This window comes from Pantoea sp. Ap-870, from assembly GCF_011752515.1.
Lineage (GTDB): Bacteria > Pseudomonadota > Gammaproteobacteria > Enterobacterales > Enterobacteriaceae > Pantoea > Pantoea dispersa.
The window spans coordinates 409,260-428,991 of record NZ_VWXG01000004.1 but is presented as its reverse complement, the minus strand read 5'-3'; the positions used below and the strand labels follow the sequence as shown (position 1 = coordinate 428,991).

Here is a 19,732-nt window from a genome sequence, read left to right as displayed (position 1 = left end):
TCATGACAGCAAACAGTTACCTGGAATATTTTCTGGTCCTCTTTGGCTGGGTGATGAACAATGCCATGTGGACCATTCTCAGCAGCACAGGGCTCTTCGCGCTGCCGCTGGTTTTTAAGGTCATGGGCGTGTGGCTCAAGGTGCGTGAGGAAGGTGCAGACGAAGGGAATAAAGGATTACTGGCGCTCCCGCGCATTGAGCATGCCATTTATGTTTCATTTGTGGTGATGCTTTTTTGCTGCATCCCGCTGCTGCCAGTAGATATCAGCACCATCAAATTCGACAGTTCCCGGGCAAAGCAGTGTGGCATCAGCGTACCCACGCCGCAGAACTCGGGCTACAGCGGTTTAGTCAATGACTTTGACGGTCGTACCGCCCAGGTGCCCATCTGGTGGTATCTGCTGCATATGATGTCTAAGGGCACTACCCAGGCCATGATTGCGTCCATTCCCTGCGGCACGCAGCTGCGCCAGATGCGTTTTGACGTGCAGAACACGAAGCTACGTGACCCGGTATTGCTGCAGGAGGTCCAGGACTTTGCAGATCAGTGTTATTCAAGGGCCTATTTCCGGCTTAAGAACAGCAACAGTCAGCTCAGCGATGCCACCATTAACTCGGTAGGCTGGATTGGCAGCGATTACTTCCTGAATACGTCGGGCTATTACGATTACTACACCGCCACCACACCGAGGAGCCAGTGGCCCTATAACAGCTCCCGCGACAGCGGCTATCCGGACACCGGTCAGGGCGGCTATCCCACCTGTAAAACGTGGTGGTCCGATGGCTCATCGGGGCTTCGTACTCGCGTGCTGGCCACCTTTAGTGATTACACACGTAAAGAAGTGCAGAGGCAATTTCCCGGTCAGCAATGGGAAGAGGTCGTGCTGCGGTGGATAGTAAGCCCGCGAAATGCCGGACTTTCGGGAGGCGGTGTTACTTACATGGCCGGTGCAGATGATACCGCCTCCGGTATTGGCGGAAATCTGTCACGGCTGGCATCTACTGTAGGTTTAGGCATGAAGCAGGTAGAGGCACTTCCTGGCTTCGATGCGCTGAAACAGGCGCTTCCGATGATTCAGGCGCTTCTGCAGATGATGATTATCACTGTGATACCGGTGCTGATGATGTTCAGTGCTTACGAGCCCAAAACAGTGGTTACCATATCATTCGCATTGTTTGCATTGCAGTTCATCACCTTCTGGTGGGAGCTGGCAGGATGGCTTGATGACAGATTGATCACTATTTTGTACTCGAGTCTTGCGGCTAATGGGCTTGCTTCAGGTCAACCTATAGCGGATTTCCTTAGTTCACCTCGTGATGGATGGATTATGAATCTGGTGCTGGGAATGATGTATGTAGTGTTCCCGACATTTTGGGTGGGAATGCTGGGGTGGGCCGGAGTAAGGATTGGTGCTGTCATAGATTTAGCAATGTCAGCTGCATCTAAAATGCCCCAACAGGCTGGCAGTGAAGGGGGGAAAACTGCTGCTAGCGCAGTTAAAACCGTGGCAACTAAAGGAAAAGCCTGATACTGAATAGGAAGATTTGGACCAAGTCAAATGGATGTTCTTGGTCTAATCCTTCATCCCATTACGATAATATCCATATCCTTGAGTGCCGTTTTTCCAGCCATCAGAACTTGTTTTTAATTCATCATAGATATCATCAAGATCGTCATGAGATTTTAACGAGTTTGGCATGTTTGAGGCGACAATCCGGGCAACAGAAAAAATTGTTGTAATAGAATCACTTAAATCATCTTTAAAGTTTCTATTATTTTCATATAGTTTCAGTTGTTCATCCCAGTGAGTAGACATTGAATCCCCCGAACCTGATAGCGATGGTAAAATTTTGTCAGTCCTGACTCGTAAGCTTACTTCATCGGCTGATGACCTACAATCCAAGTTACTAGATTTAAAAAGTGTTGGCAAATTTTCGAGCAACCAGGAGCAGGTTGTTAGGGCGGCTCTTAACGCTCAGTGAGCAATCAAACACATACCAAGCTAATTCTGTAGTGCGGCGCGAAGTTGACATGAAAGGCAGTCGGGGGTAGTATCACCCATGTAGACGTCTCGTTGCCTTGACAGTCTCCTTACCGAAGGCGCGTATGTGAGATGCAAAGGAAGTAATGAAAAAGCCACCTCTAAAGGGTGGCTTTTTCGCATCTACCAGGGGTGAAAACGTCCTACTACTTTTCCTTTATACTGCAATAATATGGACTCCTTTTTCAGCAAATGTCGCTTGATGTTATGGATACGGCTGATTCTGGAAAGATTCATTTTCTTCACTTGCTCACTATTCCGGAAATTATTTAGCCCTTCCTGGCTGATTAGAAAAGTTAACTCCTGGTGTGTACGGGTGCTTTCATAATAAGATGACATGTCCGGAGATAATCATTTTAATAAATCAGTCATTTTTTTATACTCCAGTTTCAATCTGGCAAGACATGTGATTGAATCTACTGGTGGGGGTTTAATTACACTACCGTCATCTTCAGAGAGTAAAGGCCCAAACTTCCAGACTGGTTCAAAATGAGCGCAGCGATTACGAATTTTATTAAATGCCTTCAAACGATTCAGAACAGTATTTCTCTTTTTATCTGAATTGCTATCAACCCCTGCAAGAGATGAAGTGTAATTTATAAATACATCAGGGAAAACTTCATTCCAAGCAATTTTACATCCATTAAGTGTGTTTTTTACTTTCATTACATAAAACCATTTTCCATTCTCAATTGAGGAGATGACTTTATGAGGTGATGGTGGTGGAGTTAAAATTTTACCCTGCCTATCATTTAGCTAATTATTAAATGCTCGTTTAAGCTCTTGGTTTTTAATATTGAAATGATTGTACCAGTTGCATGACGAAGCATTTCCAGATGGGAGCACTTGGCAATACAAAGCACTCCTGTTAAAGATTAACTTACTAATACCTCCGTGTATCCTGTTTCTGCGTGTTACTTCAATCATCCCAATCAGGTACATCATTTTTGCTGCAATTTCTTCATTCCAGCTGTAAATACCATGCAGCTCCGAGTCATCTTTAACGGCGAAAATGTTCTTATAATTAATAAGTCGTGTATGAGTAATATCATTTATATGCGAAATAGTGCTTACTGGTGGCGTCCTGAACATGTTTATCACCTGATAGGAGTGGTCTTAATCCTCTGAATAACGTTGAGCATATCACGATTCTGTTCTGGAGGAATAAGGCTACATATATAAGCAGGTGATAGAAGATACTTGAAAAGGATCATGCTCCGATCTAACATCTTCCTCGTTGTACCGTTGCGTAAAGCAACATGCCAATGTCCCGGCAATCTGAGAGGGACGCCTTCGGGTGATTGCATGCCAAAACCGTCATTACCTGAGAGACGGTGCCTTAGGGCGGTAACTCCGTTTAACCTTTGAAAACGGAGGTCGTACAACGACGAAGGTCCTTTTCTTTCATTGCCTGTTCAGGGCTTTTTCATCTCCACGGCGTTTTTCGCCAACGTTTTCTCTTTCGTTCTGACGCTGAATTCCGTTTGCAAACTTTGCGACGTGGGTATGACCATTTGGAACATTTGGGCATCTTCCACGACTGCATTGAGAGCAGAGGAGCGCGGCGTCACTTGCGTTCGAGTGAAACGAGTACCAAGTGACGCGCGCAGCGCATAACTGGCAGCGCTGACGCACTGCCGTTTAAACAACTTCTTTACCAACTGACCAACACGTACTCAAAGGTTTTAAGCGCCTTTAAGACGTGCTTCATTCACGGTTTGTTCACTTATCAATCAAACGTCTTAACCGTAAAAACGGCTAGGGACTTCATTAAAAGAGGAGAAAATCGACACGATATCGATGGCGACACCAGTCAACACACTGGTGTGTGGAAGCAGACTGATTCATTTCAGCCCGGTGCAAACCGCGAACAGGTCAGAGACCTGGGGAGCTTCGCAATAACTCAACATTTCGCCGCCCCGATGCACAGATATCTGTCGAGACGCAGGAAGCGCAACAATAAACCGTGCCGTCGGGGTGAAATTCATCGTCTGTAGCTGTGGTGCAGTCGGTGTCAGTGCTTTTCCGTTCACACAGACGGAAAAGCACTGACACCTGTTTAAATGGAGGGGGGATTATGGCAAAACTGAATAAAAATCTTAAAACGCTTGCCAGACAGGCGGGGGGAAGTTTTAAAACTGTTTCTGACCGAATGAAAATTGCAGACAGGTTTGCCGAACGTTTATTAAGGCTTAATGTTCAAATCAGAGATATCAAGAACATTAAAACGTCGCATATCGAACTGTATATGAAAAGTCGCCTTTCAGAAGAAATTTCCAGGCGCACTCTTCAAAATGAAATGGCGGCGATCCGCGCTTTACTGCGGGTTGCAGGAAAGACATTCATGGCTAATCCTTCTCATGAAAAACTGAGCAACCAGGCCCTGGGCATTTCGGAAACGAGCCGGGACGGAACGAAGGTTGCCATTCCCGATACTTATTTTCGGCAGGTATTAACGAGTGTAGAGCAAAAGGATGAGGGCATTGCCTGCGCAATGAGGCTATCCCGATTACTCGGTTTAAGAACGGAAGAAACAGTTCAGTCTGCTAAATCATTGCTTACCTGGCAAAAAGCGTTACTGAATGGGGACGTAAAAATACGCATTGTATTCGGTACAAAAGGAGGGCGCCCAAGAGATACCACGGTATTAGATCGTGATGCGACTCTGGCTGCAATCAATGCGTCTCTTAAACATCTGAGTGAAAATAATGGCAAGTTAATCGATAAACCATCATTACACACGGCCATTGAACGCTATCGCAATGTCGTCCGTGAATCAGGATTAACCGGTAAATATGCACCCCATAGTTTACGTTATGCGTACTCTGTTGATGTTATGAATCTCCATATGAAAAAAGGTTTTACTAAAGAAGAGGCACAGGCTCTTGCATCAATGGATCTGGGACATGGCGATGGCAGGGGGCATTATGTGGCGCGTATTTATAACAAGGTTGAGCTTCATGATTAAGCATGGTTTTATTTCTGGTGATGTTTCGATTATTTGTCGCGTGCTTTTAGGGTTTAAAGTAAACATTTCACGCATTATCGACAGGGGACATTGCGAGGTAGCCTGTTTACAGGAGGCTTATGCCCATTATGGTGACAGGTTCACCCGTACTGATGCCTGTCTGTACTTCACTCAGGGCGCACTGTTTGAAACTTTCAGAATTGTGCTGAGAGAAAAATAATGCGGGGAGATCTTTGCGTTGACACTCTTGCCTGAGGTGCGGGAATTGTGTACGCTTATTTTGCTAACGTTGTCTCTGACAACTGCCAATGTTCCGGTGATTTGAGAGGAACGCCTTCGGGTAATCACTTGCCAATGCCATCACAACCTGAGAGATGGCGCTTTCGGGCGGTTACAAATCTGTTTAACCTTTGAAAACAGAGACCCCTGTGGTTAAGGTCCTTCTCTACTTCGCTTCACTCTCCTGAACATCTTATTTACTCATCAGCCATTTTTGGCCTGATTCTCACCCTGAGGGATACTTTCCCTTTGGGACGGTTCCCTTTTTTCATAAGGAATCGTACCCATGCATTATACCAAAATGATCAATCCGCTCACGTTACTGAATTGTGATTCCCCCGCTTCTGCAAGAATCATGGTGAATTACGTTAAAACTCAGCTTAACGTACGTCTTGGTTACAAACTCATGGTTGACGCCGATCCTCAGGTTCCTGCTGACGGCCTTCCTGACTACCTGACTTTTCTCAGATATGTCGCACATACCGTTGGTTTTGCAACTGAGCATTGCTTCATAAGACATACCTTTGTCGAAGAGGCCGTGACCGAGCTTACGCTCCTGGGGGTAAATGTTCACAGTCGTCACTGGAACACCGCTTTTCAACAGGGCGTTACCCTGTCTCGCCAGGAAAAAGAACTGGACGACGCTACAGAAGAAGCACGCAAAATGTTTTATCAGAGCGCCGGTTTCTCTGACATTTCCTGACTGCCTTATTAAACGAACAGTCTTTCACCCTCACGGGACTTCTGTCCCCGTCAGGTACAGATTTCCCCGACGCTTCAGGGAATCCTCAATGAACGATTTAACTCTCACTGCAGATTTTTATCATCGTGCCAGCGAGCATACCGCTCACATAGTCGCACTGGCCAAAGCAGAGGGCGAGCTGCTGAGTATCGCAGCGCTTCGTCGTCTTGGCCTGAATACCGGGACAGATGACGACGGCTTTCCGTTTTACGTCTGGGAAATGGCTGCGGTCGCCAGGGACCTGGCTGAACTGCATGTCCGGAAGCTTATACCTGAATCATGGGAAGCATTCTTCAACGGTCTTTGCCGCATGGCAGAAGGTATTGATAAAGAGGCCTGGACATATTTCTACAAAAGCGCAGTCAAAGACGAAAAATGCTTTCTGTCTATGGAAAATAGCGAAGCAAATTTCTGAGGTGATGCACTTAACCCGTATGGGGATTTTCTCCATACGGAGATAAATCCTCTTATTTTTACTGAAGAGGATTTACCTGTGAATACACTGGCATTTAATACGTTATTACTCGTTAAACATAACAGCAGCGAATGGCACCGGATGTGGAGCAAGCTGGCAAAGCACAGGTCCAACCGCGCCCTTCAGGAACCGGCTGTTGCTGATAATGACGGTGAAGTCTGGCAGTACAAGGAGACAGTGGAAAAACGCGTTCTGTGGTTTGGAAAACGCTACATCCATCGTTTCCGTCATCGTTATCACCCAGCCTGCGGTTGCGCCATGACAGTTAACATTCCTGCCAGCCGAACCTTTAATCCGGACGATCCGGATAACGCTTTATATCATCACTTCGGTTAGTCATTAACCAGACGCCAGCGTCATTTATGACAAAGGCGTTAACCCATGCGGGGACAACCTCCCTGCATCTGCGGTGATGGTTTTCTCCGCATTCATTAAGGAGAAAACCATGAGCAGTATAATGCTGTTACTTATCACCCGCACATCGCGCGCCCTCAGCTGCCTTGCAGAGGCAATGCGTCAGCAGCAGGCTGAATGGTTCACCAACCGCAGCGGACACAGTAGTTTCCGCGCCGAGGTCGTTCAGTCTGAAGGAGGGTTTACCGCCATCATTTCACGCAGAACAGGCTACAGTTCGCGTGACTGGCAGTATCAGCAACTTGGCAGCGCAGGTAAGTTTGCCTCCGCACGTAAGGCTTTACGGGCGGGCCGGCAGATGGCGCAGCAAATGGCCGGATTGCGTTACCGTTTCGACTGAATCTTTTTTTACTGATTAACACTTCCCGGAGGGACCTTCCCTCCCTGGGAGGTTTCCTCCTTCTTTTATCCGGAGGAAAAATGATCCGTTTTACTTCTGCTGAACTTCGTCCGCTTTTCACACAGAACCTGGGTATGCAGCGCCCGCTGATACTTGAAAAGAACCTGGGGATTTACCTTCGTGTACCTGATGACAATCATCCCGGAGAGTGGCTGAAAGCCTGGGCTGCAGGGTGTAATCCGTCGGAGGATGCAGACTGGTCAGATCTTGCTGACTCACTGATACCCGAACGGGAATTCTCCTTTCAGACCTTTATTGCGCAGAGCATGTTTGATGCTGTGCTGAATGACCAACATGATCTGCTCATCAAACCCGTGATCAGTAACCTGAACAATGCGCTGACACTTCATAAGGAAACGCATCCACCGCTGAAGGTGTATGTACCGGTGAGCGAATATCGTGACCGGACCCGCTGGCTTTACGATCAGTCGCTGCGCCATTTTCACGCCTGTGTAGGTAATGCTGAACGTCTCAGCTGGCGTTCGCAGGCATTACATGTTCTCGACCAGGTCATTCGCCTTGATTCAAAGCGGGCGAAACCCGCCGATCGGGAGATGTTTGACAGTGCGGTCGCGAGCGTACGTGACCGTATTCGTTCGGTTATGGCCGACGGCTCCTTACGTTTTTACTGATTTTTCCACTCACCGGTGGCGCATCGTCCGCCACCGGCCGGGATGCGCCACGTTTTCAAAGGATGCATCCCATGAAAAAGACAACAGCCCGATCCAAAGCGGCAGCAGTACAGACTACCGACCTGTATCAGCAGGTCACCGATAAAATCATCGTGGCGCTGGAAAATGGCGTGCCGCCCTGGCGGCGCCCGTGGCGTTCGGCTCAGAACGTGCACGGCAGCTGCCTGCCGGTCAATGCCGTAACCGGCCGTGCCTACAGCGGGGTTAACGTTCCCCTGCTCTGGATGGCCGCAGAAGAACACGGTTATACGTCCGATCGCTGGCTGACTTTCCTGCAGGCTAAAACTGCGGGAGGTCACGTCAGGAAGAATGAAACCAGCGCGCTGGCCATTATCTACAAACCGTTTGAGAAACAGGCCAGGGACGGCAGTGATAATCTGCTGTTCCGGGACGGAGAGCCGGTTATGGAGCAACTGACCATGCTGAAGCAACTGCAGCTGTTCAACGTTGAACAGTGCGAGGGCCTGCCTGAATTCGTCTGCGGTGAAGGTGGGGTTTCTGTTCCGGCAGAATCCCCGTCTGAACTCAGCGCGGTACAGCTGAATCAGGTACAGCAGATATTCAGCTCCACGGGAGTTGGGTGCGATCACCGCCGGCAGGACCGCGCTTATTACCGGCCGGGCGCTGACCGCATAGTCATGCCGACGGTATCGCAGTTCCGGACGGAGGCGGACTACTGGTCCACTCTGCTGCATGAACTGGTGCATGCCACCGGGCACGGCAGCCGCCTGAACCGGGAAGGCATTACCTCATCGTCACGGCAGTTTGGTGACCCGGTTTATGCGTTCGAAGAGCTGATAGCGGAAACCGGAAGCGCCTTTCTCTGTGCGGAGCTCGGTATTACCGGCGACGTGCAGCACGAAAGCTATCTTGCCGGCTGGCTGAGAGCACTTCGGGAAGACAAGCGGGCAATTTTCCGTGCCTGCCGGTTCGCCCGTGAAGCCTCGGAATATTTACTTGCGCCCCTGAACCGTAATACGGAACAGGCGGCATAATCTGACCCGGCGGCTGCGGCCGCCATCATCCCCCTGAGGGCATCTTCCTCAGGGAGATGCCCTCTTTTCGTTTCAACCGACAAGAGGAGTTTCACAATGTTTTCATGGTGCCAGAACCGCCTGGAAATCACCGGTAAGTCAGTCTGCCTTGATGTTATGCAGCCCTGGATTGCCGGCACGGAAAAACCGCTTTACCGCCATGCCGTCCGGCAGGCGATAAAACTGTTTCTCGCTGGCTGTGCCGGCATACTTAAGCCTGTCAGGGTCGTGGACTATGCGCCGTATCCGATGCTGACCGCTTCAGGTACGGGGGCGCAGACTTCACCTAACCAGGCATTCCAGCACTTTATCGAGTTGCTGGAGCAGGATGCGTGGCTGGACACGAAGACTCTCTCCCGCATGGAGAAAATCACGCTGCAGTCCGGCATCGATGCGCTGAAATGGGAAGCCATTCCGTTTTCGGCCCGGCAGATAATGGCGCAGCTGATGGCCGTGCATTATGCCGACTGGTTTGGTGTTGCCGGAGCCGGTGGCCACTTCGATCCGCAGGAGCGCTGGGAATGGCTCAGCATTATGCCGGAGACAACCTGCCCCTGTGACATGCTGATGGTGATGCCGTCACGTCTGGCAACCGAACTCAACGGCGATACGGGTCTGTTTAGGGGGCTCAACACGTCGTCAGAACTTTACATGCAGCTTTTTGGCATGGAGTTCCCGGCAGGCCATCAGGCCAGCTGGAGCCGTGATGATGTGGGTTCGCTCACGCTGCACTTTGCGTCTCCCTGGTATCCGCCGTCAGGTGAGATCATGGGAGAAATGTCACAGTTGTTTGACTGCGAGATCCGGCACTACTGGATTTCACCGGATGCCGGCACGTCAGGTTACAATTGCTTTGACCGGGGCGATCATGTTGACAGCGGTCCGTACCCGGCTGAGGAGCTACGCCAGTCTTCATCGGGTGATGGTGCCCGTATGTACCTGGTTACGCCTGAACCAGCCTTAGTGTCCGCTGTAACCACTGCGCACTACGGCAGTATCCGCGCATAGCGACAATCCAGAACCGGTGATCCGGCTAAGTCGTCCGGCCACAGCGAAACCTGTGGCCATTTTTTTCACCCTGAAGGGAACACCGTTTCCCTTCAGGAAGCGTGTTCCCTTTTCTGAGGAAGCACGCATGAAACAAGGGATTAATCACGAAAAAGCCTTTCTTAAACTCTTTAATCAGACCGCCCGTTATCACCGCCGGCATCAGGTGTTTGAGGATTTCATTAGCTGCAGCGTCATCGCACTGGAAAATCGCCTGCAGTTCTGTGAAAAGCGTGAGCAGAAGTACCTGCGCATCGCGTCCCGTTATGAAAAGCCAGACGTCAGTAATATGGCGCATCTGTTTGCCCATGTGGTGAACGGGCTTGAAGAGGAGCCGGGTGATTTTCTGGGGCGGGTTTTTATGCAGCTCGAGATGGGTGATAAATATCGGGGGCAATTTTTTACCCCGTGGAGCATCGCCCGTATGATGGCTCAGCTTCAGCTTGGAAATATTGAAGAACAGCTGAAGGTTAAGCCGTTTATCACTCTCTGGGAACCAGCGTGCGGTGCCGGTTGCATGGTGCTGGCGTATGCCAGTGTAATGATGGAGGCTGGTTATCCACCACACCGCCATCTGTGGTTTTCAGCAACGGACATCGATCCGCTTGCCGCAGGTATGGCGTACATTCAACTCTCCCTGAGTGGCGTAGCCGGAGAAGTCGTAATCGGAAATGCTCTGAGCGATGAGCGGCGAAGGGTATTACGAACTCCGGTTCATTACTGGGAGCGCTGGCAGGAAAGGTTGCGGAATGTCGCTGAAGGGCAAAAACAACTTTTTCACGAAGCTTAAAACTTAGCAGGCAGACCTGAATACAGGTCTGCTTTCTTCTTTCTTTCGACATACATAAGAAACGTAAGTGCTGTCATGATAAATGGTTACCCTGATGAAACCTTATAAATCTTGTATCAGAGCAAAATCTAAAAATTACAGAGGGATTAACCCATTAATCAAGAAAACCTATGCTACCTATAAAACATCGAAATTAAAACAATTGCTAAAGTCGTGAAAATGAATATCTTCAAGGTATTAGGGAACTTATCCTTCCAAAAGGTTAATGATAATTGCTCCTCAATCCATCTTTTTTCCATTTCACTAAAAAATTTATAGTGAGCATACCAATTGCTCCCGAAAATTTGTTTCGTGATAGTGCTTTTATCAAACTCTTGCATCAGATTGTCAAGTTGACTAATGAATTTTACAGAATCCGGGGCGTCTTCTGACTTTGCATCATAATATAAGCGTTCAATCTTTCTAAAGATTGAAGTCTGCATCTTCCCCGCTTCTTCGTATTTATTTTTATCACTATCATAAAAGTTGATGTACAGGCTGCCAATACTTAAAATGATGAAAATGGCTGCAATATGCTTTGAGCTCATTTCATCCATATAAAGCCCAAAAATAGAGACCGCAAGAGATATTATGCCTATCCAGCCAGGGATCTTGCTGACAATATCAAATGTAGCAAAACTTTTCTTAGCGCCAAAACCAACGTTATATCCTGCAGAAGCGATATGATTTAATAGATCTTTTTTTTGCATAATAATTACTCTATTGGTATGTCGATAACATCTTGGGCAATTACCACATGGTTTTTAACTATGTAGCACCAAACCTTATGAGCGCCTCTAAACTTAGTGTGTTCAATATGAGTTTTTTGACCTAAAGTTATTTGACCTCGAATGTCATCACGTTGTTCAGCTTCTCTGCCTCTATTTAATACCTTCCAATAAATATCATAAGGTTCAGGAATGATATCTAGGCTCGCTTGGTTTATAGAAAATGATAAAGTTTTATTAGCTGGCAACCAAGAACGAGCTATGTCCGATAGATAAGCCTTAATTGTGCGTTCTCTGTATCCGTTTTCCCTAACCTTACAGTAGATTTCGAGTGGATATCTTATATCAACATCATCAAACTTTTCATCTGTAAACTCTTCCGTATTACGCCATGTCTGAGTTGTAGTTGACTCATTGATAAAATTAGCTGACTCTAGCCCCATAGTATCACGCGTTTCTACCGCAGCTTTAGGGAAAGATAGCCCAAAAACCTGCCGCCAGTGTTCATGGCATTTCTTAGTTGTGCCATTTTCATAAGCCTCAATAGCTTGTGAACATAATTCAAAAGCTCGCTTTGCTTGCCGACGAAAATTTCTATACACTTTAACTCGTTGCCCACTTCCTACTGCTGCATAATGTTCATGGGGTTCCTCTTGATATAAAAATCTAAAGAAGTCCCGACACATAAAGCCATAACTGACCATTCCTGTGTCGTCATAATCACATGTTTGTTTAAGAAATCTCCAAGCTAATGTGTCAATGAGAAGCCCCCCCATGTCAACAGTGTTCCTGTTTTTCCAGGCTCGTAACATACGGCAAAGATTATGAAGATTACGACTTTTTGTGTTACGGAAATTTCTCATCTCGATAATTTCCAGCCGAGGTTTTGTCACTCGCCAATCGCCATCACCATCCTTAGCTTTAGTATCAGGATATTTAAAATGACCTTCATTAGTCTCAAAGACTGGTTGCACCTCTATATGAAAAGAGTCAAAAACTATCTGTACAACTAATCTATCAACTTTTATTTCTTGAATAGGAAAGGATTCTCTTAATGCTTCTTTTACATCACGAAGTAATCGTCGCTGTGGATTAATCCCGGTTTGGTAATCCTCCCACATTCCTGCGGGCATAATATATAGCATATCCAAGTCTGACGTTTTACTAACTGCTGTTCGACGACCTGCTGAACCGACTTTTAGACGATTGCTGAATCCATTTGCAGAGCCACGGAACTTAATATTGAGTCGTCTTGTGGCATTTTTATAATGTTTTGCAATTGCCTGAATCCGTTCATCTGGAATTTTCAAGTTATCCAGAAAAGCTCGAAACATCTCTGCTGTTTGCATCTGATTATCCTTAAAAGATCCTTGGGTTACATAAATTATTGATAATTAATGTTATTATTGCTATTTCTCATCGCTACTGCCCAATTCTAATGGATGCGGAATTGGTTAGGAACGCGGCGTGTAATGCTAATATGCGAGGCGTTTTTGCATACTTGTTAATTAGGTTAAGAAAATACAATAAAATCTTATGCCAACAATCTGCCGCTCAGTTATCTTTTCATATCCAACGACGCATATTTTATTAAATTAGCATTAAAAATGGTGATATCAAAGTACATTGATACTCAGATTCGTACAAACGTCTTACAGAACACTCTCGCGTGTAGATATGGTTGCTGCAGAAAGCGAACTTCTGCTTATCGCTCAAAGGAAACACTATTTCTCAGTTTCCTTCTGATAAACAGGATCGCTGCCGCGCGGGAACTTTTGCGCTTCCTGCCGATAGAACGCCAGCCGCTCCCGGAAGTATTCACGCATGTCTTCTGGCTGCTGCCGCTCCACTTCTGCAGGTATTACCGGCAGGTTCATGCGTTCTTTGTAGGCCACGCCAGACGCTGCTAAATCCACGTTAACTCTGTCGCGTTCTTCCCGCGACCGGGCTGCAAGGTTATGAGACATGATGACTCCTCCGGATGACAGTATACCGCCTATGCTGAATAGCAGGAGGTAATTATGTGTGGACGGTTTAAAGCTATGACATCATCCGTGCAAAGACGCTGTATTCCAAAGAAGCCCGCAAGGTCGGCAGTGGTATTCGAGCAGGACGATGCAAGGTCGAGTATGGGCCGCACATTCCGACATTGTTGAAGCAGGCAGAAGGTGGAGATTTGGATTAACGCGAGAGAGGGTGCGTCTGAGAATCCAACCAATGTTAGATTCTCGCAGGGTGGTGAAAAACAGAAAAATCCAACCAGAAGCAGCTTTTTGTCCGACTAAGAATCAAGGGGTGGAATGGATGAATTCCAACCCTAGAATGCAAATAGCTGAAATATGACTTTTTTTTGCGACCAGCGTGCCCCTCCAGCTTCGCCTGTCGGCAATCCGTCTCTGATATGACTTTCTGATGTACTTGGCCCCTTGCACGATTAATCCGCCGCCCCAATCCGGAACTCCTGGCAAGGAAGTTTCGGCCAGAAACTGGTTGCCAGCGTCGCAAAGCTGCGGAGGATCCCTGAGGAGGGACAGTGGTAGTCTTTGCTGTTTTATGCGGCCGCCTCCTCGCTTCGTGATCGCCTGATTCTGGCATTAATCTTTTACGGTGCGCTGCGGCGTTCTGAAATTATCTTGCTAAGTATCGGGGACTGCGATTTTGGTCATTGGCTTATTCGCCTCCGATTAAAAACAGGGCACGCCGCTATTCATTCTGGAACAAGAGCTAAACGGTGCGGAAATCGGCGCTGAAGTCCAAAATGTCGAGCATCCTAACGCATACCTTCCGGCAGCTTCATGTGACGCATCTGGCTCCCATGGGAGCGGGTATGTCTGGTGGTTGAGATGTTGAGGGAATTACTGGCGTACTCCGAATCTCTTTTTTGTACAGAGCTCTAATTTTCCAAAATAAACATTAAAATTCAGTCAGTTAGAATAGGCATTTACAACTGGCTAATCATCATCGTAATCCCGCGATTACTAAGCAACAGTATAAATGACTGACAATTCTCTTGTAGAAAGCGACTTGAACTTTAAAATAATGAATTTTTATATGAAAAAACCACACATTAACACTCTTTACATATAAATTTTATTTTCACAACGAAAACTAAAACCCTTTAGAAAGTTTATTATTAAATAACTTTTTGGTTTTTTATCTCATAAAGTTTGAACAAAAAAAGATTTATCTACCGCTTTGTTTTGTTGTATATGCACTTTTTACCTCCCCGATCACTGGCACTTCATGTCGATTTTACATATACATCAATAACTTAACCTGCATTCTTGCTTTGTCAAGTTAAGTAAATTTTCACACACACATTCATAACATTTTGCTATGGCATGCAACCTTGCATGCTCGAAAATAAAATGATAGATATTAGAAACATTAAAATTAATTATGGAAAGGTAGATCATGGAACATAGCTCTGCTGCACTTGGAACTACTGAAATTGTAAGCGTTGGAGATGGAATTGACTCTTTGAATGCGGCATGGTCTTTTGGTGGCAATACCCCTTTAAATTTTGACAATCATGTTTCCAAATCCGTCCCAAAATATAATGATGGTCATGATCTTGTTCTGGCGTTAAGTGATTTTTTTATCAATAAGAATTCTGTAGTTTACGAACTGGGCAGCTCAACTGGTGCGCTAACGCGCAAACTAGCTCAACGCCATTGTTCAGATGCCCGTTTTATCGGAATAGATATTGAATCAGCAATGACCGAGCAAGCCTGTTCGGTACATGAAATGAACGGTGGTGGTAAAAATGTAAGTTTTGTGACTGACGATATCTTGAATTTTCCCTATGAGAAAAGTGATTTCATTGTAGCATATTATACCATTCAGTTTATTCCTCCGCGAGTGCGCCAGCAGCTTTTCGACCATATTTATGACTCCCTCAACTGGGGTGGAGCCTTTGTTATGTTTGAAAAGGTTCGCGGTCCTGACGCTCGATTTCAAGACATCATAAGCAGCCTATATGTGGATTATAAATCCTCCCAAGGATACGCCGCGCAGGAAATACTGGCTAAATCACGATCTCTAAAAGGTGTTCTCGAACCTTTTTCCACTGGCGGAAATATAGATATGCTCAACCGAGCTGGTTTCGTCGATGTGATGTCAGTATTTAAACATATCTGTTTTGAAGGATTCTTCTGTATTAAATAACAGGATTGTTATGAACAATGAATTCGTGAGATGTTATTTAGAATTACTGAACATGCCAAGTGATTACTCTGCTCAATCAGTTCACTGTGAATTATGTGACTCAGAAGAATATGAGTTATTATTAAGCCGTATTCAAGGCCCCCAAGATAAAAGAGTTAATTTACCAGTTGTCGGTTGCAAACAGTGTGGGCATATTTTCCAGCTATATCGTTTCGAAGCAAAGTTTTATCAGGATTATTACGACAAGTTTTATCGGCTAAGCCTATTTGGTGATAGTGAACCAGATAAGTTATTTTTCCTCGACCAGGTAAAACGTGGAGATTATCTCTTTAAAAGTTTAAGGCCTTGGTTACCCCAGAATGGCAATCTATTAGACGTAGGTTGCTCAGCAGGAGGCCTGATGATTCCCTTTGCCAAAAGAGGATGGAAAGTAAAAGGGAACGATCCCGACAGTAGTTTCGCTCGTTATGGCAGACAGCTGGGATTGGATATTGAATCGATTAATGCAGAGTCTATGCCTATAGATTGGCCAACAGATTTAATTATCATCAATGGTTCCCTTGAGCATGTTTATGACATAAACCTGGTATTGAGTAAATGTAAAGCTATGTCCAACGAAAACGGATTACTTCTTATTGAAGGCCGCGCGCTGGGTTACGGTATTCAGCAAGGATACCTGACACATAATCATCGCCGCTTTTTAAGTGGTGAGAGCATATCGCATTTGATGTTGAAACATGGCTGGACCCCTTTACTGGTTACCGATGAGCCTTTATGTGGCCCAACCAGGCCTGGTGCCGTATTTGTACTGGCGCGCTTGGCTGAGATTGATAACGCAGCTATAGAAAAGATCAGAGTTCGTGGCAAAGACAGATTAGCACAAGATTTTCGTACATGTTTCGCAAGTTGGGATGCTGTATGAGCAATGCCGAAGTTAAAACACCTGAGTCGATGCTTCGTTACTGTTACCGGGATGAGCTTATTTGTGAATCTCACCGCGACGGAGTCCGCCATATATTCCGGCTTTATGATGCGGCTAACGACATCACCTATGAACTGGGTAAAAATGAGATGGCCCTGGCTCGCCTTTTTAATGGAGTTGATGATCTCATTCAAATCCAGTTGCATGCCCAGACAAAGCTAAATGCTGTAATTAGCATAGAGAAACTTGAAAGATATCAGTCGCGCTTGATTGAATTAGGTATTCTCACAAGTCTTGGTGAGGAAGGTGGGTTAAAACGCGATCCCGCAACCGGTATTACTTATGGACCGCTAAAACGCTACTTACTTATTAATCTGGTTAAGATGAATCCGCAGCCTGCATTAGATAAACTTTATCGATGGGCACCCTGGATTTGCAGCTTATCTGCACATATTTTACTAATGAGTGCTGCTGTTCTAATACTATCATTTCTTGGGTTTCACTGGGCTGAATTCCGGGCCGATGTTTACATCACTTATATACATAGCTGGTCATGGATGGTCTGGCATTATCCCGTGATTTTAAGCTCGATCGCCTTGCATGAACTGGGGCATGCGCTGAGTTGCCGGCACTATCGCGTGCGTGTAACAGATTTTGGTATAGGTATCTATACCCTGTTAGCAACAGGCTGGGTGAGGCCAGAACAGCGTAAATGGTCGAGTTTACTCCCGGGCCAGCGCGCCATAACCATTTTGATGGGGCCTGTTGCCAGCCTTTATTACACAGCCTTAGGCGTAGTCATCTGGTATATCACATCTAAAACCTCGGCGTTTCATCCTTTAGGCGTTGTGATGATAGTGGCTTCAACATTGTCACTAATCCCAACCTTACTGCCCATCTTCAATGGTGATACCTATCTGGCATTAACCGAATATTTTAACCAGCCCCGGCTGAGACAGAGAGCTCTACGCTATTGTCGCCAGTATTTTGCTGGTAAACCTCAAGCACAAGATAAAAATTATCGTCTTTACTGGGTGGTTAGCACCCTGACCGTAATCGGCTGGGTGCTGTCTTGGTGCGGAATCGTAATGTTGGTGTGGCGTTTTTTACCCTGAGGAGTATGTGATGAAACCTGAAGAAAATGAAAGTGAGCAAGGCGCAGTGTCAGTGCATCCTATTGTTGAAGAATCTTCTGGCAATCTATTTGAAGAATTCGATTTGGATGACATTGAAGTTATAGAAAGCAAAGTATTTGCTTAATACGTGCGCTGCCCGGTGGCATTCATCTGGCAGCGCCTTATTTTACAGGATGATAAAACTATGTCCGTAATGGAAAAACCCGCCACAGTAGGTGTGGGCATTCAATACAATCCGGAAATACTAGATTGGTTTCCGTTTGAAACTTTGAAAGTAGATTTACTGGAAGTCCTGCTTGATAATATTATGGCTCCGCTTGATGGCCCACATGTCATTCGTCCTGAGGTCCGTTTAACACTGGAAAAACTTTCCCAAAACTTCACTCTGCTTGCGCATTCTAATTATGGCTGTGATTTTGGTTTTAATCCACTATTAGATACGGCCGCCGTACGGCGTCATGTTCCTCTCGCCAAAATGATAAATAGCCCGTGGGTCGCCAATCATTGTTTCTATGGCGATGATTCCTGGCTGGACATCTGGAGCAGTCCTTTACAGTTTTCACATCGAGAAATGATACGTTGTGCCGATCGTGCGGCTGAGCTTCAGCAACTTTACGGCATGCCGCTGGCGCATGAGAATGCCGCTTATTATTTACCATGTCCTGGTGCAGAGATGCGTGAGGCCGAATTCTTGGCCACACTGGTTGAACGCTCTGGAACCTTCTTACACCTTGATTTACATAATATTTATGCAAACTCGCTGAATCTACCAAACTTTGATCTGCGAGATTATCTCGATACCATTCCGTTGGAAAAGGTAATTTCAGTTCATTTAGCGGGCGGCAGTTGGGCTGAAGGGCTTTATCACGACTGGCACGATGCCCCCGTTCCTGAGCCAGTATGGGAATTATACGAAGAGTTGCTGTCCAGAACTCTCCCATGCGCAATTGTACTGGAGTACCAAGGGCAGGCGCACCATAACTTGACTCGAGTAATGAACGCAGATGATGAACCGATGATTGTTAAAGATGTTAAACGCGCCCAGGCAATCTGGAATCGAACGCTGAATGCACAACAGGAGGCGGTACATGGACGCTAAGATTGTCTGGGATACTTGGCGCAAAATTTTGCGTGACGAAACGCTGCAACATCAGTTAATAACCAAAAAGTGGCAGTCAGCAGATATTGACGGCTTTAGCACTGTAGAGTGCGAGGTCATCGCTGCCTATGCGGATAATATTGACCGCGCAAAATGGTTCATTGAAAATTATCAGTTTCGCTTAGTTAATTCATTCATTAATGCACTTGAAACCGGGGCTCCTCTTACTTTGCGAGCTTTGCTTAACAGAGGTACTAATATTGACACATTATCGCGTGAGTTCCTGCGTGACCATCATTGGCACGATTATGGCCCGCGTGTTTATACCTACTGTCGCGATGCACTCGAATGGTTGATGAACAGCCAGATTTGGCCCGGTGAGCTATTAGATTTAATGGGTCTAGAATACCAAGTTGTAATGCTTTATCTGTCGTTGCAAGCACCCATTCCAGCTCATGACCGGCCTGCTGGCTATTCGTATAGCGGTATGGCGCGGATTTATCAGAGCCAATATCGGCTATCGCAGTGGTTGCGTGATAAGAAATCACTGGGTATTACCATGCCGCAAACCGGAGAAGAAAATCTGCTGATTGTGCTTCCTGATCTTGCCAGTAGACACAAATATTTGCTGGTCCCCCCTCGCTGTGCTGCACTTTATCGACATTTACCTGATTCGGACGAAGTTATGAGTCAGGATGATCAGATGCATTTACAACGACTGTTAGCTGCAAATGCGCTGCACCGTCAGGAGGTCTAAT

The 19,732-nt window shown here is 46.3% G+C and carries 22 protein-coding genes and 1 pseudogene; 18 read left to right on the top strand and 5 right to left on the bottom strand.

The window, feature by feature from the left end:
- Window positions 1-2 precede the first annotated feature (2 nt).
- A complete protein-coding gene (locus tag F3J41_RS13205; RefSeq protein WP_166711435.1) occupies window positions 3-1,529 on the top strand; it encodes a conjugal transfer protein TraG N-terminal domain-containing protein in 1,527 nt (508 codons plus the stop codon).
- A 45-nt stretch (window positions 1,530-1,574) separates the two neighbouring features.
- Here F3J41_RS13205 and F3J41_RS13200 read toward each other — a convergent pair whose 3' ends face one another.
- The gene (locus tag F3J41_RS13200; RefSeq protein WP_166711433.1) at window positions 1,575-1,817 is read right to left on the bottom strand and encodes a hypothetical protein; all 243 of its coding nucleotides are present in this window, start codon (window positions 1,815-1,817) and stop codon (window positions 1,575-1,577) included.
- A gap of 576 nt (window positions 1,818-2,393) precedes the next feature.
- Window positions 2,394-2,708, bottom strand: coding sequence for an Abi family protein (locus F3J41_RS13195; RefSeq protein ID WP_166711431.1), 315 nt, complete (start codon window positions 2,706-2,708; stop codon window positions 2,394-2,396).
- Window positions 2,709-4,119: 1,411 nt separating this feature from the next.
- Between F3J41_RS13195 and F3J41_RS13190 the strand changes: the two genes are divergently transcribed.
- The 10 genes from F3J41_RS13190 to F3J41_RS13145 all read left to right on the top strand — a co-directional run bounded on the left by F3J41_RS13190 (window position 4,120) and on the right by F3J41_RS13145 (window position 10,883).
- The gene (locus F3J41_RS13190) at window positions 4,120-5,010 is read left to right on the top strand and encodes an integrase domain-containing protein (RefSeq protein ID WP_166711429.1); all 891 of its coding nucleotides are present in this window, start codon (window positions 4,120-4,122) and stop codon (window positions 5,008-5,010) included.
- Window positions 5,003-5,230 (top strand): hypothetical protein, encoded by a 228-nt coding sequence (locus tag F3J41_RS13185; protein WP_146068654.1) that lies wholly within the window; start codon window positions 5,003-5,005, stop codon window positions 5,228-5,230. The genes F3J41_RS13190 and F3J41_RS13185 overlap by 8 nt, the downstream gene beginning before the upstream one ends.
- A 345-nt stretch (window positions 5,231-5,575) precedes the next feature.
- Window positions 5,576-5,992 carry a hypothetical protein gene (locus tag F3J41_RS13180; protein ID WP_166711427.1) on the top strand — a complete coding sequence of 139 codons (417 nt, stop codon included), beginning with the start codon at window positions 5,576-5,578 and terminating at the stop codon, window positions 5,990-5,992.
- 88 nt (window positions 5,993-6,080) lie between these two features.
- Entirely contained in the window at window positions 6,081-6,446 is a 366-nt protein-coding gene (locus tag F3J41_RS13175) for a hypothetical protein (protein ID WP_166711425.1), read from the top strand.
- Between the two features lie 78 nt (window positions 6,447-6,524).
- The gene (locus tag F3J41_RS13170; RefSeq protein ID WP_166711423.1) at window positions 6,525-6,842 is read left to right on the top strand and encodes a hypothetical protein; all 318 of its coding nucleotides are present in this window, start codon (window positions 6,525-6,527) and stop codon (window positions 6,840-6,842) included.
- A 109-nt stretch (window positions 6,843-6,951) separates the two neighbouring features.
- On the top strand, window positions 6,952-7,260 hold the full coding sequence (locus F3J41_RS13165) for a hypothetical protein (protein ID WP_059009494.1): 309 nt from the start codon (window positions 6,952-6,954) through the stop codon (window positions 7,258-7,260).
- An 80-nt stretch (window positions 7,261-7,340) separates the two neighbouring features.
- A complete protein-coding gene (locus F3J41_RS13160) occupies window positions 7,341-7,952 on the top strand; it encodes a hypothetical protein (RefSeq protein ID WP_166711421.1) in 612 nt (203 codons plus the stop codon).
- Between the two features lie 71 nt (window positions 7,953-8,023).
- Window positions 8,024-9,007 carry an ArdC family protein gene (locus tag F3J41_RS13155; protein WP_166711419.1) on the top strand — a complete coding sequence of 328 codons (984 nt, stop codon included), beginning with the start codon at window positions 8,024-8,026 and terminating at the stop codon, window positions 9,005-9,007.
- Window positions 9,008-9,103: 96 nt separating this feature from the next.
- The gene (locus F3J41_RS13150; RefSeq protein WP_166711417.1) at window positions 9,104-10,054 is read left to right on the top strand and encodes a DUF1281 domain-containing protein; all 951 of its coding nucleotides are present in this window, start codon (window positions 9,104-9,106) and stop codon (window positions 10,052-10,054) included.
- 127 nt (window positions 10,055-10,181) lie between these two features.
- Window positions 10,182-10,883, top strand: coding sequence for an N-6 DNA methylase (locus F3J41_RS13145; protein WP_166711415.1), 702 nt, complete (start codon window positions 10,182-10,184; stop codon window positions 10,881-10,883).
- A 173-nt stretch (window positions 10,884-11,056) separates the two neighbouring features.
- Here F3J41_RS13145 and F3J41_RS13140 read toward each other — a convergent pair whose 3' ends face one another.
- The 3 genes from F3J41_RS13140 to F3J41_RS13130 form a co-directional block, all read right to left on the bottom strand.
- Entirely contained in the window at window positions 11,057-11,632 is a 576-nt protein-coding gene (locus F3J41_RS13140) for an SLATT domain-containing protein (protein WP_166711413.1), read from the bottom strand.
- A 5-nt stretch (window positions 11,633-11,637) separates the two neighbouring features.
- Window positions 11,638-12,999 (bottom strand): nucleotidyltransferase, encoded by a 1,362-nt coding sequence (locus tag F3J41_RS13135; protein WP_166711411.1) that lies wholly within the window; start codon window positions 12,997-12,999, stop codon window positions 11,638-11,640.
- 375 nt (window positions 13,000-13,374) lie between these two features.
- Window positions 13,375-13,617 carry a DNA polymerase III subunit theta gene (locus F3J41_RS13130; RefSeq protein ID WP_166711409.1) on the bottom strand — a complete coding sequence of 81 codons (243 nt, stop codon included), beginning with the start codon at window positions 13,615-13,617 and terminating at the stop codon, window positions 13,375-13,377.
- Between the two features lie 71 nt (window positions 13,618-13,688).
- Between F3J41_RS13130 and F3J41_RS13125 the strand changes: the two are divergent.
- The 7 genes and pseudogenes from F3J41_RS13125 to F3J41_RS13100 all read left to right on the top strand — a co-directional run.
- Window positions 13,689-13,835, top strand: a pseudogene (locus F3J41_RS13125) (ISL3 family transposase); the annotation flags it as partial.
- A 1,229-nt stretch (window positions 13,836-15,064) separates the two neighbouring features.
- Entirely contained in the window at window positions 15,065-15,817 is a 753-nt protein-coding gene (locus F3J41_RS13120; protein WP_166711407.1) for a methyltransferase domain-containing protein, read from the top strand.
- Between the two features lie 10 nt (window positions 15,818-15,827).
- The gene (locus tag F3J41_RS13115) at window positions 15,828-16,739 is read left to right on the top strand and encodes a bifunctional 2-polyprenyl-6-hydroxyphenol methylase/3-demethylubiquinol 3-O-methyltransferase UbiG (RefSeq protein WP_166711406.1); all 912 of its coding nucleotides are present in this window, start codon (window positions 15,828-15,830) and stop codon (window positions 16,737-16,739) included.
- Window positions 16,736-17,854, top strand: coding sequence for a site-2 protease family protein (locus tag F3J41_RS13110; protein WP_166711404.1), 1,119 nt, complete (start codon window positions 16,736-16,738; stop codon window positions 17,852-17,854). The genes F3J41_RS13115 and F3J41_RS13110 overlap by 4 nt, the downstream gene beginning before the upstream one ends.
- Before the next feature lie 10 nt (window positions 17,855-17,864).
- Window positions 17,865-17,999, top strand: coding sequence for a TglA family RiPP precursor (locus F3J41_RS23445; protein WP_247656285.1), 135 nt, complete (start codon window positions 17,865-17,867; stop codon window positions 17,997-17,999).
- Window positions 18,000-18,059: 60 nt separating this feature from the next.
- Entirely contained in the window at window positions 18,060-18,974 is a 915-nt protein-coding gene (locus tag F3J41_RS13105; protein WP_211075197.1) for a DUF692 family multinuclear iron-containing protein, read from the top strand.
- Complete coding sequence (locus tag F3J41_RS13100; protein WP_166711401.1) at window positions 18,964-19,731, top strand: hypothetical protein; 768 nt, start codon at window positions 18,964-18,966, stop codon at window positions 19,729-19,731. Before F3J41_RS13105 ends, F3J41_RS13100 begins: the two co-directional genes overlap by 11 nt.
- Window position 19,732 lies beyond the last annotated feature (1 nt).